The organism is Methylotenera sp. (assembly GCF_013141425.1).
GTDB lineage: Bacteria > Pseudomonadota > Gammaproteobacteria > Burkholderiales > Methylophilaceae > Methylotenera.
The window spans coordinates 1-17,133 of record NZ_JABFRA010000053.1; the positions used below are offsets into that span (position 1 = coordinate 1).

Here is a 17,133-nt window from a genome sequence, read left to right on the forward strand (position 1 = left end):
ATTGTCACGTAAATGCTTAGTTTGGCAGTCTAGTAACCATCAAATTCCCAGCGTTTCAACCCACGCCAGTGCAGAAATATGGCATTCGTTTACTTTTTCTGCGTCAAATTGCAGTAGTTCGGCTAGCTGTAAAATGCGCTCGCTATTGGCGTCTTCGCAGGCTTCGGTTAGTTGTAGGAATGGGCCGTAGATGCCTTCGCGCGTCAGTAGTGCTTCATTTACCGCTTCAGGCAGTTGGATTTTTTCTAGCACTTTGTCCATTGGCATTTTTAAAATGGCGTCTAAAAGTGAGAATACGCCGACAATAAACAGGTTGTCGCGGTCGTGTTTTTCAAAATAGGTTTCGCCGAGTAGTTCGGTGAGTCTGCCACGCGTGATTGAGGTTTTCATCAGTGCGGGCGGGGTGGAGTTTTCGCCTGCGGTTACCATAAGCAGTGTCAACCAGCGATACAGTTGTTTTCTGCCGAGTATGGTGAGCGCGTGATTGATGGATTGAATTTCGAATGACAGCCCAAATCCCACCGAGTTAATGTAGCGTAAGAGCTTAAACGATAAAGCCGTGTCTTTTTTAAATCCAGCTTCAATCACGTCAATTTCAGCATCTTGGCTTACAGTGTTGAGTATATTCAATACGCTATCGAATGAGGCGTTAATGACTTTTGCGGTAAATGTTTCTGGGCGGGCAAAATGAAAGCCTTGAAAAATTCGAAAACCGATGTGTTTGCAGTCGTCAAATTGCTGATCGGTTTCTACTTTTTCTGCAATCATCTTGACGGATGGGGTGTGCAATTGATAGAAGGCTTTTTGTAGTTCTGCGGTGGTTAGGCTTTGAATGTCGATTTTAATGTAATCTGCACAATCTAATAAAGGCGAGGGTTCTGTGCTTAATTGCGGGTTATCCAATGCGATTTTGTAGCCTTGCTCACGCAAGCTTTGGCAGCGTGCAACAATCTCTGCCGTTGGATTTATCGTTCTAAGCACCTCAAGCACGGTGCGCTGTGGTGGCATGAGTTCAATGAACTCACTTTTAAGCATGGCTTCGTTGACATTTATAAAGGCTAATTTTTCGCCCAGTAGCCATTGAATATCTACTCCGCCAATGGTGTTCATCAATACGCTGGAATAGGCTTTGAATTCGTCTTCAAACACGGCACTTTGCGCATCGGCACTGTGCCTGAAAAATAGCTCGTAGCCGATGATTTGCTGTTTTTCATCCATAATTGGCTGACGCCCGATATATGCTTGATCTTCCATATTCTCAACTCTCAAATTGTGCTTTTAGATAGTTCAAATAAATTAACAAAAAGTTACTTATTCCTTGGCAAATTTTACTGTGTGCACTGTAAATTCACTTTGATGAATAAAGCGTATTTATAGGCTTTATTCGGGCTTTTCACTTTGAGTGAAATATCTATTTGATGCTATGCTGGCTGACTTTTAATTGGCATGATTTAGCAAAATGGCGAATTCTGAAATAATTAAAACGCAGTTGCACCCGCGGAACAAAAACCGCGGCCGTTATGATTTTGAGCTGCTTATTCAAGCCAACCCTGCGCTTGCGCCATTTGTGCAATTGAATGCTTATCAAACGGCTTCGATTGATTTCGCGAACCCACAGGCGGTAAAGGCGCTTAATCAGGCCTTGTTAAAGCAGTTTTACGCGATTTCTGAGTGGGACATTCCTGCGCAGTATCTTTGCCCGCCGATTCCAGGTCGGGCGGATTATGTGCATTATTTGGCGGATTTGTTGGCTGGGTCTAATGACGGTGTTATTCCAGTAGGCGAGGCTGTGCGTGTGTTGGATATTGGTGTTGGCGCCAATTTAATTTATCCGCTGATTGGCAACCATGAATATGCATGGCGGTTTGTGGGAGCGGATATAGATGTCAATGCACTTAAGAATGCGCAATGTATTTTGCAGGCTAATTCAGGCAAGGCGCAGCAGATTGAGCTGCGCCAACAGAACTCTGTAAGTAATATTTTTAAAGGTGTTGTGCAGGTAGATGATTTATTTGACTTAACCCTGTGCAACCCACCATTTCATGTTTCTTTAGCCGAAGCGCAAGCGGGTACGCAACGTAAATGGCAGGGTTTAGGCAAGTCAGTTGCAAAATCAGCCGTATTGAATTTTGGTGGGCAAGCGGCGGAGTTGTATTGTGCAGGCGGCGAAGAAGCGTTTGTGTGCCGCATGGTGGTGGAGAGTCAGCAGTTTGCAGCGCAATGTCTGTGGTTTACCAGTTTAATTTCTAAAGTGGCGAGTTTGCCTGCTGTGTATCGTGCCCTTAAAAATGTGCGTGCACTGGAGGTGCAAACCATAGAAATGGCGCAAGGGCAAAAGAAAAGTCGCATGGTGGCCTGGACGTTTCAGACGGCTAACCAGCGACTGGCTTGGCGCAGTAGCCGCTGGTAAGTTTAGTTTGACTTAACTTATTGCTAATCTTTATCAAAAATGCTTGCTGAAATGAATAGAGTTTTCAATTTTCACAGTCGTCATTCCCGCGCAGGCGGGAATGACGTTATTTTAAGTTTGGCTATAGATTGCCTTATCAAAAGTTAGGCAAATTGTACTTATTTCATGGTTGGCATGACAAATTCAGAACCGGTACTTTTATTGCTGGCTGGCCAGCGCGAGGTGGTGGTTTTTAGGCGCGTATAAAAGCGGATGCCTTCTGTGCCGTAAATGTGGTGGTCGCCAAACAGCGAGCGTTTCCAGCCACCAAAGCTGTGAAACGCTATCGGCACAGGAATGGCGACATTCACGCCCACCATGCCAGCTTGCACGCGGCTGGTAAATTCACGAGCGGCTTCACCATCGCGCGTGAAAATGGCCGTGCCGTTGCCAAATTCATGGTCGTTCACTAACTGCAGCGCTTCCTCAAAGGTTGCAGCGCGTACTACGCTTAACACTGGGCCAAAAATTTCTTCTTGGTAAATACGCATGTTTTTAGTCACATGGTCAAACAAACAGGGCGCTAAAAAGAAGCCGTTTTCAAAGCCTTTTTGAACGTAGTTGCGACCATCAATCACTAACTTAGCCCCTTCAGCCACACCTAAATCCACATACTCTTTTACTTTGGCATAGTGTTGCGGTGTTACCAATGGCCCCATGTCAGCTTTTTCATTTAAGCCTTGGTCGATAGTGATGGTTTTAACTTTTTCAACTAATTTTTCTATTAATTTATCCGCGATATTGCCTACAGTGACGGCAACGGAAATCGCCATGCAGCGCTCGCCTGCAGAACCATAGCCAGCGCCAATAAGCGCATCTGCCACTTGGTCTAAATCTGCATCGGGCATGACCACCAAGTGATTTTTTGCGCCGCCCAAGGCCTGAACTCGTTTGCCGTTTTTGGTGCCAGTGCTGTAAATGTATTCAGCAATTGGGGTAGAGCCGACAAAACTGATGGCTTGAATACGCTTGTCAGTTAGCATCACGTCAACCGCTTCTTTATCGCCATTCACTAAGTTGAATACGCCTGCAGGTAAGCCAGCTTCGGCTAACAAATCGGCAAGCATTAAACTAGCACTCGGCGTTTTTTCAGAGGGTTTTAGCACAAAGGTGTTGCCTGTGACTAAGGCCATTGGAATCATCCACAGCGGTACCATAATTGGAAAGTTAAACGGGGTAATGCCAGCCACCACGCCTAAAGGTTGATGCATGCTGTAGGTGTCAATGCCAGTGCCGACTTGTTCGTTAAAATCGCCCTTGAGCAAATGGGGCGCGCCACAGGCGAACTCCACCACTTCAATACCTCGGGTGACTTCACCGCGGGCGTCGCTAATGGTTTTACCGTGTTCAAGCGAAATGGCTTTGGCTAGATCGTTAGCATGCTCATCAAGCAAGGCTTTAAATTTAAACATCACACGCGCACGACGTAAAGCAGGGGTGGCTGCCCAAGCAGGAAAAGCTGCTTGGGCAGCGCTAATGGCGGCTTCTGTTTCTGTAACATTGGCGTTACTTAATTTGGCTTGTACTTCACCTGTGGCGGGGTTGAATACGTCGCTGAGCCTGCCGCTAGCGCCTGCAATATGTTGGCCGTTAATGTAGTGACCGATGATTTTACTGCTCATTTTTTAGCTCCAATGCAATTAAATTATTATTTGCCCTCTCCTCCAGCCCTCTCCCGTAAACGGGCGAGGGGTGCCGAACTCGCCTTCACATAAACGTTTTTCGGGAGTTGAACTTCCTCGCCCACCTGTGGAAGAGGGTTGGGGAGAGGGCCGTTTTGACATTTAAATAACTTCTGTCATCTTGGTGATATTGCCGCCCAATCCTGCTCATTTTTAAGATAATTATTTGCATTCAAGCCCGCTTCACCTTGAGATGCAACAAATTTAATCGCGTCGCTTAAGGTGCTGAATATACGTTCAATTTCATGTTTTTCGATAGTCAGTGGCGGTGAAATCGCAATAATGTCGCCGGTGTAGCGCACGTGTAAGCCTAATTCGTAACATTTTAAATAAACCGCAAAGGCAAAAGCTCCAAGTCGATTGGGAATAGTTTCAAACTCGATGCCTGCAACTAAGCCGATATTGCGGATGTCTTTCACCATGGGCAGGCCTTTTAGGCCATGCGCACAGGACTCAAAATGACTGCTTAGACCTGCTGCGCGGTCTTCTAGTTTTTCTTGGGCGAAAATATCCAGTGTGGCAATGGCGGCTGCACAGGCAATAGGAATGGCGCTGTAGGTGTAACCATGTGGTAATTCAATGGCACCTGCGGCAGAGTTTTCCATAAAGGCATCGTAGAGCTCGCGTTTAACGGAAACGGCACCCATTGGCACCACGCCGTTGGTCAGGCCTTTGGCGCAAGTTAAAATGTCGGGGATAACCTCAAAATAATCGGATCCCCAACGAGTACCGAGGCGCCCAAAACCTGTAATCACTTCATCAAAAATCAGTAAAATACCGTGTTTGGTGCAGATTTCACGCAAGCGTTTTAAATAACCTGCAGGTGGCACAATCACGCCTGCAGAGCCTTGCATGGGTTCAACAATCAAGGCCGCGATGGTGGAGGGGTCGTGTAGTGTGAGGATGCGTTGTTCAAATTCATTGGCTAGGGCAATGCCGCCATCTGCAGGCATTCCCTTGGTAAAGGCATTGTTGGCAATGTCGAGCGGATGGCGAATGTGGTCAACCCCTGTTAACCCGTTGCCAAAAGCTTTGCGATTACTGGCAATGCCGCCCACGGCAATGCCACCAAAATTCACACCGTGGTAGCCACGCTCGCGGCCAATGAGTTTATTACGTAAGGGGTTGCCCGTCACACGATGATAAGCCAGCGCGATTTTTAAGGCAGTATCGGCTGATTCTGAACCGGAATTGGTAAAGAAGATGCGGTCTAGCCCAGTGGGCATATAAGCGGCCAAACGCTCTGCCGTTTCAAATGCTAATGGATGGCTAGATTGAAAGGCGGGGGCGTAGTCTAGTGTGAGTAATTGATTACCGACAGCCGTAGCGATTTCATTGCGCCCATGCCCTGCAGGCACGCACCACAAGCCTGCGGTGCCATCTAATATCTTTCTGTCATCAAGCGAGGTAAAGTAATTGCCTTTTGCCGCCTTAAACAGTCTGGGCATGGACTTAAACTGGCGGTTCGCGGTAAAGGGCATCCAGTAATGCGATAAATTTGGCAATTGAATGGTGTTGTTTGCTGACATTAATGGATTCCTGAAATAAATGTTCTCATGCATCTTCAAGTGTTTAGAAAAGTATGTCAACACTGGTTTTTAAAATAGATAATTTACTGATTTTATTGGTTTTAATTATTTAATTGTTATTGTATATTTAACACTTTAAACACTTGGAAGCAGGCAAATGGAGATTGACGTAGGTTTAAAACTAAAAATTGTGCGTTTGCGCCATCAATTATCACAACGTGCTTTAGCCAAACGGGCGGGTGTTGCGAATGCGACGATTTCGCTGATTGAATCGGGCAATACCAGCCCCTCTGTCAGTGCGCTAAAGCGCATATTGGCGGGTATTCCCATGACTCTGGCCGAATTCTTTTCAGACGAATTGCCCAACATGAAAAGTGAAGTGTTTTATCGTGCGCAGGATTTAACCGAGATTAGTGGTGGTGTTGGTATTTCTTATCGGCAAATTGGCTCGGCCAAATCGGGCCATGTGCTGCAGATTCTCTATGAAACTTATGCAGTTGGGGCAGATACTGGCTTGGTGATGTTGCAACATGAAGGTGAAGAGGGCGGTGTGATTCTCTCAGGCCGATTGGAAGTGACAGTAGCAGAATCAACAAGGGTGCTAGGTGTGGGCGATGCGTATTATTTTAATAGTAATGAGCCGCATCGATTTCGCAACGCGGGCACACAAGTTTGTACTTTGGTGAGTTCTTGCAGTCCGCCGACGTTTTAAACTTAGACTAAACAATTTAATCGTTTTAGTTTAGTTAAATCTGTGGCTGATTTAAATCAATAAATCCGCTAATTGATAGGGCTTGATAGAGTTTTGTTGGTGTTTTTGTTTTTTATTCTTTTGGCAATGCGCTAGAATGGCTTCAATATGCGAGTTGATAAATAAATGGGTATTAGTCGATGGAATTGAAGTTTAGCGTTCCAAATGTTGAGCAAATTAAACCTGTATTTGCCAAAGCAGGCTATATTGCCTTCGTCTATTTTGTCGTGGCCTATTTAGGCGTTTTCTTAGCGCCTTATATTGATGCCACTTCGTATTTTGAACTTCCCGCAATTGCTTTAGCCGCAGTAATTACTATTCGTTACAGTTGGACTGGGGTTTTAGGTATCGTACTAGGTTCGCTCATATTTCATCTGCTGAAAATGCCATGGCTTTTGGCGCTGACCTTGGCGATCGGCGCAGGTGTATCGGCACTTATATTTTATTATTTTATAAAAGTAAGCAATTCTTCTGTTTCTATAATCAATCAAGTTTCAGACGTTGCAGTTTTTGCCTTTGTAGCAACGCCGCTTGCCAGTGCGGCTCATGCTGTCATCTCCATTTTAAGTATTCAAGCGTTCGGCTTTGTCACTTGGGATAACGTTGCGCAAAGCATTATGTCTTGGTGGTTTAATGAATTGGTGCTGGCTTATATAACTGTGCCGCTTTTGCTTTCATTATTCTCCTATCAAAAATATTACTTTAGTCAGCAAGATAAAAATGAATCTGCCGTCGTCTTTTTTACGATGTGTGTGGTTTCTTGGCTTACCATTCAAAACGGCCAAATGCTGGGTTCGTCAGAGATTATTATTTTTGTTTTATTGGGCTTTGTTCTGTTAGCCGCACTTCGATTTAAAACAATCGCCACCCATTCGGCGATTTTTGTAGCGGCTATTATTGCGTTTTTTTCGGTAGTTTATAAATTTGACCAAATCAATACGGCTTTTTACGCACAAGCGATATTCACACTAAAAGTTGGCTTGGTGCCAATGGCCTTGGGGGGGCTATTTGTAGCCTCGGCATTTTCTGAGCGGCATCATGCCGAAGCGGAACTCAATAAATTAGCGAATCATGACCCTTTAACCGCCTTGCCAAATCGTACTTATTTTCAGGACTTTTTAACCCACAGTTTGGCGCAGGCGCAACGGCAAAAGCAGCAAGTTTATTTATTGTTTATTGATTTAGACCGCTTTAAGAAAATTAATGATTCGGAAGGCCACGAGATTGGCGACGCAGTGCTCAAAATTATCGCGCTTCGATTAAATGATATTTTGCGCGCCGATGATTTTGTCGCCAGACTAGGTGGCGATGAATTTGCCGTGGTGTATACTCACCCGCCGGTTAACAACGCTGCAAGTAACTTAGCGCGAAAAATTATCGGCATCGTTTCCGAGCCATTTGAGCTGGATGGCCGGCGTTACAGCGTTGGCGCTAGTATTGGCATTAGCGTTTATCCGAACGATGCTACCGATTCGAATGCATTGCTCAGGCAAGCCGATTTGGCCATGTATCAAGCCAAGAGCAAGCGCAGTGGTTTTGAGTATTTTAGCGAAGACATGAACGAACTTGCGCATGAGCAATTGCAGATTGAAAACGGCTTAAGGCAAGCGTTAGAAAAAGGCGAACTGTTGCTAATGTATCAGCCAAAAGTGGATTTACGCACCAATCAGGTAGTGGGTTTAGAGGCGCTCGTTCGCTGGTTAACCAATAAGGGCGTGTTAACTGGCCCCGATAAATTTATCCCGATAGCAGAAGAAACTGGCTTGATTGTGCCAATTGGGCGATTTGTAATTCGAGAAGCATGCGAGCAATGGGTTCGCTGGAATGACGCTGGTTTAAATCCGCCTGCGGTTGCTGTGAACATTTCACCGCGCCAATTTAGCGATTTATCCTTAATTGGCGATATTCTCGAAATTATCAAAATGACCGGCATGAATCCCTCCATGCTGAACATTGAAATTACCGAAAGTGCAACCATGGAAGACCCCGAAATGACCATGGAAATTCTCGCGGAAATGCGCGCACTTCACCTGCACTTATACATTGATGACTTTGGCACTGGGCACTCTAATTTGGGCCAATTAAGGCGCTTGCCGATTGATGCGGTAAAGATTGATAAAAGCTTTATTAACGACGTTCTAACCAATAATGATGATGCAGAAATTGTGACGGCGATTATAAATCTGGCACATGCATTAAAACTGCGAGTGGTCAGTGAAGGCATTGAAACAAAAGAACAATTAGCCTTTTTAAGAGAACTGGGTTGTGATGAAATTCAAGGTTATTTAATCAGCAAACCCATCTCGCATAGCCAAGTAGAATCTTTCTTTAATCGAACGATTAATCTTTAAAGATATCTATTATAAATAGCATACCCTGCAAGCCTTATGGATATTGGCCTGAAGTGCACACTTTTTCACTCTATTTCAATCAGTGGCAGGGCAAACCCTTCTTTGACTTCTTCCATCACGATGTAACTTCTGGATTCCTGCGCGCCTGGTAGGGTTAGCAGAATATCACCGAGTAGCGAGCGGTAGTCGGTCATCTGCGCGATGCGGGCTTTGATTAGGTAATCAAAATCACCTGAAACTAAATGGCATTCCAGCACGCTTGGTAATTTAAGAATCTCTTGCTTAAACTTGCTGAAAATTGCGCCCGATTTGGTGGAAAGTTTTAATTCGACAAATACCAGTAAGCTAAGACCAAGCGTGTGTGGGTTGAGCCTTGCGTGGTAGCCTAAAATCACACCTTCTTTTTCTAAGGTTTTGACGCGCTCGCCGCAAGGGGTTACAGATAAGCCTACGCGCTCTGCCAGTTCGGTAATTGGTATACGGGCATTTTCTTGCAACACGGCAAGTATTTTATGGTCAATACGATCAAGTTCACGAACAGCATGGGTGCGGATACGCATGATTTTGCCTTTAAAATTAAATTTACACTATAGTAAAACTTATTTTTAGTTAATTGTTATTTCTATTTAATAAAAATTAGATTAATTATCTAAATTTTATTAAATATTAAGTTATATTATGTTGATAATAGTAAATAAACTACAGCTATTCTTTATTTGTTGGTTTTGGAGAATTATCATGCGTGTACTTATTTTAGGTTCGGGTGTCGTGGGCGTAACAAGTGCCTATTACTTGGCCAAGAATGGCTTCGATGTCACGGTAATCGATCGACAGCCCGCCGTAGGTTTGGAAACCAGCTTTGCCAACGCTGGGCAAATTTCACCTGGCTATTCAGCGCCATGGGCGGCACCAGGTGTGCCAATGAAGGCGCTTAAGTGGATATTTCAGCGTCATTCACCGCTCGCGCTAAAACCAGATTGGACCCTTTGGCAAATTGAATGGACGCTAAAGCTACTTGGGAATTGCAATGCGCAAAGCTACGCCCGCAACAAAGAGCGCATGGTGCGTTTGGCCGAATATAGCCGTGATTGCCTAGGCCAACTGCGTACCGATACAGGCATCAGCTATGAAGGCCGCACACGTGGCACCTTGCAAGTGTTCCGTACACAAAAGCAGCTAGATGCCGAAGCGAAAGACATCGCCGTGTTGAGTCGCATGGGCGTACCGTTTGAGCATCTTGACCCTGAGGGCTGTGCGCTTGCAGAGCCAGCGCTAGCTTTGGTAAAAGACCAATTATTAGGCGGCTTGCGTTTACCCAATGATGAAACGGGCGATTGCCAATTATTTACTACTAATTTGGCATTGGAAGCAAAAAAACTTGGTGTGATGTTTCTGCATGAGGTGACGATAGAGCGCTTAGTCACCGCTAATGGCCAGTTGAACGGCGTGGAAATCAGCTCGGTAGATGGCTTGGAAACAATACAGGCAGACCAATATGTGGTGGCGCTTGGTAGTTATTCTCGCCAACTGATGCTAGGCTTGAGCCTGGATATTCCCGTCTATCCAGTAAAAGGATATTCACTGACGGTGCCTGTGGTAAACGCTGATGCTGCGCCTATTTCAACGGTGATGGACGAAACTTATAAAGTGGCCATTACCCGATTTGATAATCGAATTCGCGTGGGCGGCATGGCAGAGTTGGCTGGTTTTGACTTAAGTCTAAATCCGCGCCGCCGTGAGACCTTAGAAATGGTGCTTAACAGCTTGTTCCCGAACGCGGGCGATGTGTCGCAATCTCTGTTCTGGGCAGGGTTACGTCCTATGACGCCCGATGGCACGCCGATTATCGGTAAGGCTTCTGCCCTGTATAACAACGTGTGGCTCAATACCGGCCATGGCACGCTTGGCTGGACCATGGCGTGTGGTTCTGGGCAATTGTTAGCAGATTTAATCGCCAACCACCAGCCTGCAATTCAAAGCGATGATTTTGCACTTGGTCGATACGCTGGAAGCCGCTACAATAAAGGCGTACAAAAACCTGCCCTCACTAAGCCTAATGTAATCAAAACATAAGATTATCAAAATTTAAGCCATGTCTCGCCCAACAACCGCCCATATCCGCTTGGATGCATTCCGACACAATTACCGTGTCGCCAAACAATTGCACGGTGGCAAAGCGTTGGCAGTGATTAAAGCCAATGCGTATGGCCATGGCGCCTTGCATTGTGCTAAGGCCATAGAAGGCGAGGCGGATGGCTTTGCCGTAGCTTGTTTAGAAGAGGCTTTGCAGTTACGTAAAGCGGACATCCTCGAGCCTATTTTGTTGCTGGAAGGTTTTTTTGAGGCGATAGAATTGCCCGATATTGTGGCGCATGATTTGTGGATAGTAATACACGCGCAGTGGCAAATTGATATCCTACTGAAGGCAAACCTATCAAAACCGCTGCATATTTGGTTAAAAATGGACAGCGGCATGCATCGCGTGGGTTTGTCGCCCGATGAATATGCAAAAGCTTACGCGCGCCTGAAAGACCATAAAGATGTAGCTACTATCGTGCTGATGTCACATTTTGCGAACGCTGATAATTTAGATTCCCAGCATACTTTGCAGCAAAGTGAAGTTTTTCATACGACGATTTATGCTTTAAATCTGCCAGTGCATGCGCAGTTGAGCTTAGCCAATTCTGCGGCAATTCTTGGCTGGCAAAAGACGCAAGTTCTGCGTGAAAGGCAACATCAATGGTCGCGGCCTGGCATTATGTTGTACGGCGCTAACCCAATTATTCAGGCATCGCAAGCATTAGTTTTAAAACCAGTCATGCAATTGACGTCGAAAATTATCGCGATTCAGAATATTGATATAGGCCAATCCATTGGCTATGGTAGTTTGTTTACTGCAGCGCGACATACCAAGGTGGGAGTAGTCGCTTGCGGCTATGCAGACGGCTATCCGCGGGCTGCAAGTACCGATACGCCAGTTGCGGTTGAAGGTACACTAACGCGAATACTCGGGCGTGTGTCGATGGACATGTTGTTTGTCGATTTAACGGACGTTCCAAACGCAACTATCGGCAGTCAGGTTGAGTTGTGGGGGAATCAGGTACCCGCAAATGCAGTGGCAAAAGCCGCTGCCACCATTTCCTATGAGTTATTTTGCAATGTTAAACGCGTTCATTTTCAATACTACGATGCATCGAATATCTAGTGGGCAATATATAATTCAACTATTAACTTCAATAGTATTTTCAAAACATTAATTATTTAAAAAAGGTTTTCATATGCACGTAATTCAAACTCCCAATGCACCGGCTGCGATTGGCCCTTATTCACAAGCCATGGTGGTGGGTGATTTGTTATTTACTTCTGGTCAAATTCCGCTACGTGCAGATGGCACGTTAAATGATGGCGATATTACTACACAGACCACTCAAGTGCTGGCTAACCTGAAAGCGGTGATTGAAGCCGCAGGTGCAAGCTTAGACAAAGTGGTTAAAACTACGGTTTTTTTGAAAAATCTGGATGACTTTGTCGCCATGAATAAAGTGTATGGGGAAACGTTTGGTAGCCATACGCCAGCGCGCTCGACCGTGCAAGTGGCGAAATTACCACGCGATGTTTTGGTGGAAATTGAAGCGATTGTTTCCTTAATTAAATAAACCCAAAGCAACTGTTTTAAGGTGATGCATACATGGACAAAAAAACAAAGGGCTTGATATTTACTATAGTCACTGCCGTAATTTTTGGCTTGCCAGGGTTATTCTTACTAGGTATGGCCTTAATTATTATATTGTCCGCTGATGCAGCAGCAGAACTTCATGGCGACTACGCCGCCACCATCGTCTTTTTTATTTTTGGCTTGATTCTCATTAGTCTTCCCATTTTTGTTGGTTATTTTACGCTGCGCGCACCACCGAAAGCGTTTGCTGAAAGTGCGCCTCAGCCTGACCATGAGTCTTAATTATTGTGTTATGGCATCAAGACATTGATTAAACACTTGCAATAGCTTGTCAATATCCTCATGACGGGTTGCTGGGCAAATTAACATCATGTTATGAAACGGCGTGAGCAAAACGCCGCGATTTAACAAATAAAGATGAATTGCGCTTTCAAGAGTCTCGTTTTGAGCGTCACGCGCTTGCTGCGCATTTTTTGGGCTTTGCGCGCAAAACTGCAATTCCAGCCTAGCACCTAAGCGTGTAATGTTCCAAGGTAAGTTTTTTGACTGGATTGATTCGGTCAATTGCTTTTCTAGCAATGCCGCCAGACTAAGCATGTGGGTGTAAGCCTCTGGTGTGGCAACTTCGGTTAAGGTGGCATATATGGCTGCTAGCGTCATCATACTGCCCGATAGCGTGGTGCCAATGCCAGAATGCCCAGCTGGCGCTTGGTCTTTTGCCTTTTTCAATCGCGCTGCCATGTCAGTACTAAATCCGTAAGCGGCAGCAGGCAGGCCGCCAGCAATAGGTTTACCAACCACTAAAAAGTCGGGGGTAATGTTGTTTGCTTTTGCCCAGCCACCACGCCCAGTCGAGATGGTATGAGTTTCATCCAAAATGAGCAAACTACCATATTTTTTAGTGAGCGCGCGCAAGCCTTCAATAAACCCTGTGTTAGCCAATACCATGCCACAATTGGTCAAAGCGGGTTCGGTTAACAAACAGGCAACGTCGCCTTTAGCCAGCTCGCGTTCAACGGCTGCAATGTCATTGAATGGCACCGCCACGGTATACAAAGCTAAATCCGTCACTTGACCAAGTAAACTGTCGCGATTGACGGTTTTACGTTCTGTTGTGTCTACCATTGTGTCATCACCTAACACTATGTCAACCATGGTGTCGTCAATAGTCCCGTGATAACAGCCATCAAACACCAATAATTTCTTCCGACCAGTAACGGCACGCGCCCAGCGCAAAACAAAGCGATTGGCATCGGTGGCGGTAGTTGCCAGTTGCCAGCAAGCTAAGCCAAAATGCTCGGCCAAAGTTTCACCAACATTTGGTGCTAGTGTGGAAGGCAACATGACGGTAAAGCCCCGGCTAGCTTGTGCAGCAATGGCTTGTGCAATAGGCGCAGGACTGTGGCCAAACATCGCACCTGTATCACCCAAGCAAAAATCGGCGTATTGAATACCATCCGCGCAGATGAACTGGGCGCCTTGCGCATGCTCCACAAAGAGCGGCACAGGTGTACCCCAGTCATTCATCCAATGCATGGGTACGCCATACAAAAAATGTGGACTGGTTTTGCCTGAAAGCGCGACCGAGCTTGGATGTAACTTGAGATAAAAGTCACATTCGCTTGCCAGCATGGACACCGCATTGTTTAATAGATTAGCATGAGACATAACTTATACTTTACACCTGATATTGTGGACAAGGTAGTTTTACCAAGCGTGTAGCCAAGTGGTTTTAACAAATTTTATAAATTGGTACTGGTGTTTATACTGAAAATTAGTTTAACATTGAATAAATTTGAACTATAGACTGTGATATTCCAATAAAGCTGATACTTTTGATGTTAGCCCCGTTAGTTAATTGCAGCCTATCTATTTAGAAGTTATGCAATTTAGAAATTGAGAAAACAATGTCCGCCGCAACAGAGTTAAAACTTACGCAAAATTCCTATTATGCCGCCAGTGCAAATGAACTGCCTACCTATTCAAAATTAGAATCAAATATTGAAGCTGATGTTTGTGTGGTTGGTGGCGGTTTTGCCGGACTTTCTGCCGCAATTGAATTAATTGATCGTGGTTATTCGGTAGTGGTTTTAGAGGCAAAACACATAGGCTGGGGCGCGAGTGGTCGCAATGGCGGACAAATTATTGCTGGCCTGGCATGTGAGCAAGAGGTGATTGAAAAAGCCATCGGTTTTGATGCCGCCAAAAAAGTTTGGGATATGTCGATTGAAGCGCTGGATTTAGTGCGCGAACGTGTAAAACGTTTTGATATTAAATGCGATTTGACCGATGGTTTTCTTGGTGTTTCGGTGAACGCCAAAAAAGGCGCTTATTTGCGTCAATGGTATGAAGGTATGACCAAGCATTACCAATATGACAATGATGCGCAGTGGATAGAACCAAAAGATATTCGTCATTGGATAGACAGCCCACGTTATTTCAACGGTTATTTTGATAAACGCTCTGGGCATTTGCACCCCTTAAATTATTGTCTTGGCTTGGCAAAGGGCGCCAGCCGGATTGGTGCGCGCATTTATCAGCGATCGCCTGTGATTGCCATGCAGCATGGCAAGTCTATCGACAGTGAAACCGTTTATTTACAAACTGAAACAGGCAGCGTGAAAGCCAAATATGTAGTGCTGGCTGGGAATATGTATCTACCCGAAGTAGCGCCAAAGTTGGCGCCAACGTTGGCGAAGCGCATTATGCCCGTGGGAACATATATTATTGCCACTGAACCGATTTCGCCAAGCTTGGCTGCCAAGCTCATTCCGAGTAATGCGGCAGTTTGTGATACTAATTTTGTGCTGGATTACTTCAGGTTCTCGGCAAGTTCGACATTAGCAGAGCCGCGCATGATTTATGGTGGCCGTGTAAGCTACAGCGCTTTGACCCCGCCAAATCTTACCGCGAATATGCAAGCGCGTATGGTGGAGACTTTTCCACAACTTAAAAACACCAAGGTTGAATACACTTGGGGCGGTTTTGTAGATATCACCATGAATCGCGCACCCGATTTTGGTCGTATTGCGCCTAATATTTTTTACTTGCAAGGCTTTTCAGGACACGGCGTCGCGCTTACTGGCTTGGCTGGCAAATTAGTTGCGGAGGCCATTGCGGGTCAGGCGGAACGTTTAGATTTACTGGCGCAAATCAAGCATCATGATTTTCCTGGTGGAAAATTATTGCGTACACCAGCTTTGGTGCTCGGCATGTTGTGGTATCAATTGCGCGATAAGTTAGGTTGAATATATTGCAACCTAACTTACTGTAACATAACGTGCCGTAACCGTAATGTACAGCAACTATTGTACCGATTTTCTACCCAGCCACCAAAGCCATACGTAGCCTAGCAAACCCGCTAATAGCGAGGCGGACAGAACGCCAGTTTTAGCCATCAGCAAATATTCAGGCTGATTAGCAAATCCCAATTCAGCAATAAAAATTGACATCGTAAAACCAATGCTTCCCAGCACAGAAACAGCTGCGATTTGACTAAATCGTGTGTCCGTTGGCAGTTGACCGATGCCAAAACGTAACGCCAACCAACAAGCGCCTGTGATGCCAATAAACTTACCAAATAACAGCCCAAAGGTTACGCCCAGCATCACGGGGTGTGTCAATATCTCACTAAACCCAGCTAACTGAATTGGGATGCCCGCATTAAATAAGGCAAAGATTGGAATCACGATAAAAGCCACAGGTAAATGCCAAATATTTTCCAAACGCTGTAGCGGTGTTTGTACCCCTTTAACGTTTTCTTCCAACTGCTGAACCACGGAATACAGTTTTTCGTTTGTCATTAAACTGTCATCCTGCTTGCGGCTACTTACAAAATGTTCAATTTGCGCTTTCATTCTGGCAACAAACAAGGCAGGGTCGTATTTTGATCTGGCTGGTACGGTAAATGCGCCCAGTACACCCGCTAGTGTGGCATGTACTCCAGATTGCAGAAGCGCATACCAGAGTAAAATCGCCACTAAAAAATAGGGCATTATTTTACGAATGCCCGCAAAATTAAAGGTAAGTAGCAGTGCTAGTAGGGCTATAGCGGTGCCTAACCAACTCAGTAATAATTCCTGAGTATAAAATATTGCAATCACCAACACAGCGCCTAAATCATCTGCAATTGCGAGTGCGACCAGAAAGGTAATAAGCGACTTAGGAACACGCTTCGCCAATAAAACCAGCGCGCCTACAGCAAAAGCAATGTCAGTTGCCATGGGGATTCCCCAGCCGCGTGCGGCATCGCCACTATGGTTAAAAGCTAGATAAATAAGCGCGGGTACTACCATGCCGCCAATTGCCGCAATAATGGGTAACGCTGCCTGTCGAATATCCGATAGCTCACCTACCATGATTTCACGTTTTAGCTCTAAACCCACGACAAAGAAAAACAGTGCCATCAAGCCGTCGTTCACCCAGTGATGCAAACTCATCTGGATGCGCCAATCACCGATGGCAATGTCTACAGGCGTGTGAATAAAATGTTGGTAGGCTTCTGCTAAAAAGCCATTGGCAAATAAGAGCGCGACAACTGCAGTGCCCATCAATAATAAACCGCTAGTTGTTTGTCGATGAATAAATGCTTCAAATGGCGTCAACACCAAGTTAAATGTCCGCTCCCACGGCGCATAGATAAGGCCTTTTTCTGTGTTCTTTTCAGATGAATAGTCGATTGACATTGCAAATCCT

General features: G+C 45.4%; 14 protein-coding genes. 8 read left to right on the top strand and 6 right to left on the bottom strand.

Features of this window, described 5'->3' with window-relative positions:
* Positions 1-39: 39 nt before the first annotated feature.
* Entirely contained in the window at positions 40-1,254 is a 1,215-nt protein-coding gene (locus tag HOO90_RS04300) for an EAL domain-containing protein (RefSeq protein WP_292839818.1), read from the bottom strand.
* 205 nt (positions 1,255-1,459) lie between these two features.
* Between HOO90_RS04300 and rlmF the strand changes: the two genes are divergently transcribed.
* Positions 1,460-2,410 (top strand): 23S rRNA (adenine(1618)-N(6))-methyltransferase RlmF, encoded by a 951-nt coding sequence (rlmF, locus tag HOO90_RS04305; RefSeq protein ID WP_292839821.1) that lies wholly within the window; start codon positions 1,460-1,462, stop codon positions 2,408-2,410.
* A gap of 158 nt (positions 2,411-2,568) precedes the next feature.
* On the opposite strand, the gene HOO90_RS04310 is transcribed toward rlmF, so the two are convergent.
* A complete protein-coding gene (locus HOO90_RS04310) occupies positions 2,569-4,071 on the bottom strand; it encodes a CoA-acylating methylmalonate-semialdehyde dehydrogenase (protein ID WP_292839826.1) in 1,503 nt (500 codons plus the stop codon).
* Positions 4,072-4,247: 176 nt separating this feature from the next.
* Positions 4,248-5,660 (bottom strand): aspartate aminotransferase family protein, encoded by a 1,413-nt coding sequence (locus tag HOO90_RS04315; protein WP_292839829.1) that lies wholly within the window; start codon positions 5,658-5,660, stop codon positions 4,248-4,250.
* A 163-nt stretch (positions 5,661-5,823) separates the two neighbouring features.
* On the opposite strand from HOO90_RS04315, the gene HOO90_RS04320 reads away from it, so the two are divergent.
* On the top strand, positions 5,824-6,372 hold the full coding sequence (locus tag HOO90_RS04320; RefSeq protein ID WP_366928741.1) for a cupin domain-containing protein: 549 nt from the start codon (positions 5,824-5,826) through the stop codon (positions 6,370-6,372).
* A gap of 179 nt (positions 6,373-6,551) precedes the next feature.
* Positions 6,552-8,762, top strand: coding sequence for an EAL domain-containing protein (locus HOO90_RS04325; protein WP_292839835.1), 2,211 nt, complete (start codon positions 6,552-6,554; stop codon positions 8,760-8,762).
* Positions 8,763-8,827: 65 nt separating this feature from the next.
* Here the strand turns inward: HOO90_RS04325 and HOO90_RS04330 are convergent, their stop codons facing one another.
* Entirely contained in the window at positions 8,828-9,322 is a 495-nt protein-coding gene (locus HOO90_RS04330; RefSeq protein ID WP_292839838.1) for a winged helix-turn-helix transcriptional regulator, read from the bottom strand.
* 178 nt (positions 9,323-9,500) lie between these two features.
* Here HOO90_RS04330 and HOO90_RS04335 point away from each other — a divergent pair, with 178 nt between their 5' ends.
* From HOO90_RS04335 to HOO90_RS04350, 4 genes are all read left to right on the top strand, one after another.
* Positions 9,501-10,835 (top strand): D-amino acid dehydrogenase, encoded by a 1,335-nt coding sequence (locus HOO90_RS04335; RefSeq protein WP_292839841.1) that lies wholly within the window; start codon positions 9,501-9,503, stop codon positions 10,833-10,835.
* A gap of 19 nt (positions 10,836-10,854) precedes the next feature.
* Positions 10,855-11,967, top strand: coding sequence for an alanine racemase (alr, locus tag HOO90_RS04340; RefSeq protein WP_292839843.1), 1,113 nt, complete (start codon positions 10,855-10,857; stop codon positions 11,965-11,967).
* A gap of 73 nt (positions 11,968-12,040) precedes the next feature.
* Positions 12,041-12,418 (top strand): RidA family protein, encoded by a 378-nt coding sequence (locus HOO90_RS04345; RefSeq protein ID WP_292839846.1) that lies wholly within the window; start codon positions 12,041-12,043, stop codon positions 12,416-12,418.
* Between the two features lie 32 nt (positions 12,419-12,450).
* Positions 12,451-12,720, top strand: a complete 270-nt coding sequence (locus HOO90_RS04350; RefSeq protein ID WP_292839849.1) for a hypothetical protein — start codon at positions 12,451-12,453, stop codon at positions 12,718-12,720.
* Here HOO90_RS04350 and HOO90_RS04355 read toward each other — a convergent pair whose 3' ends face one another.
* Positions 12,721-14,106 (bottom strand): aspartate aminotransferase family protein, encoded by a 1,386-nt coding sequence (locus tag HOO90_RS04355; RefSeq protein ID WP_292839852.1) that lies wholly within the window; start codon positions 14,104-14,106, stop codon positions 12,721-12,723.
* 239 nt (positions 14,107-14,345) lie between these two features.
* On the opposite strand from HOO90_RS04355, the gene HOO90_RS04360 reads away from it, so the two are divergent.
* On the top strand, positions 14,346-15,686 hold the full coding sequence (locus HOO90_RS04360; protein WP_292839855.1) for an FAD-binding oxidoreductase: 1,341 nt from the start codon (positions 14,346-14,348) through the stop codon (positions 15,684-15,686).
* A gap of 57 nt (positions 15,687-15,743) precedes the next feature.
* On the opposite strand, the gene nhaA is transcribed toward HOO90_RS04360, so the two are convergent.
* Entirely contained in the window at positions 15,744-17,123 is a 1,380-nt protein-coding gene (nhaA, locus tag HOO90_RS04365; RefSeq protein ID WP_292839857.1) for a Na+/H+ antiporter NhaA, read from the bottom strand.
* Positions 17,124-17,133: the final 10 nt, after the last annotated feature.

Coding starts and splice junctions, on each gene's coding strand:
- HOO90_RS04330 (WP_292839838.1), bottom strand. CDS start 9,322: ATGCGTATCCGCACCCATGCTGTTCGTGAACTTGATCGTATTGACCAT.
- HOO90_RS04335 (WP_292839841.1), top strand. CDS start 9,501: ATGCGTGTACTTATTTTAGGTTCGGGTGTCGTGGGCGTAACAAGTGCC.
- nhaA (WP_292839857.1), bottom strand. CDS start 17,123: ATGTCAATCGACTATTCATCTGAAAAGAACACAGAAAAAGGCCTTATC.
- rlmF (WP_292839821.1), top strand. CDS start 1,460: ATGGCGAATTCTGAAATAATTAAAACGCAGTTGCACCCGCGGAACAAA.
- HOO90_RS04310 (WP_292839826.1), bottom strand. CDS start 4,071: ATGAGCAGTAAAATCATCGGTCACTACATTAACGGCCAACATATTGCA.
- HOO90_RS04300 (WP_292839818.1), bottom strand. CDS start 1,254: ATGGAAGATCAAGCATATATCGGGCGTCAGCCAATTATGGATGAAAAA.
- HOO90_RS04345 (WP_292839846.1), top strand. CDS start 12,041: ATGCACGTAATTCAAACTCCCAATGCACCGGCTGCGATTGGCCCTTAT.
- HOO90_RS04355 (WP_292839852.1), bottom strand. CDS start 14,106: ATGTCTCATGCTAATCTATTAAACAATGCGGTGTCCATGCTGGCAAGC.
- HOO90_RS04350 (WP_292839849.1), top strand. CDS start 12,451: ATGGACAAAAAAACAAAGGGCTTGATATTTACTATAGTCACTGCCGTA.
- alr (WP_292839843.1), top strand. CDS start 10,855: ATGTCTCGCCCAACAACCGCCCATATCCGCTTGGATGCATTCCGACAC.
- HOO90_RS04315 (WP_292839829.1), bottom strand. CDS start 5,660: ATGTCAGCAAACAACACCATTCAATTGCCAAATTTATCGCATTACTGG.
- HOO90_RS04360 (WP_292839855.1), top strand. CDS start 14,346: ATGTCCGCCGCAACAGAGTTAAAACTTACGCAAAATTCCTATTATGCC.
- HOO90_RS04325 (WP_292839835.1), top strand. CDS start 6,552: ATGGAATTGAAGTTTAGCGTTCCAAATGTTGAGCAAATTAAACCTGTA.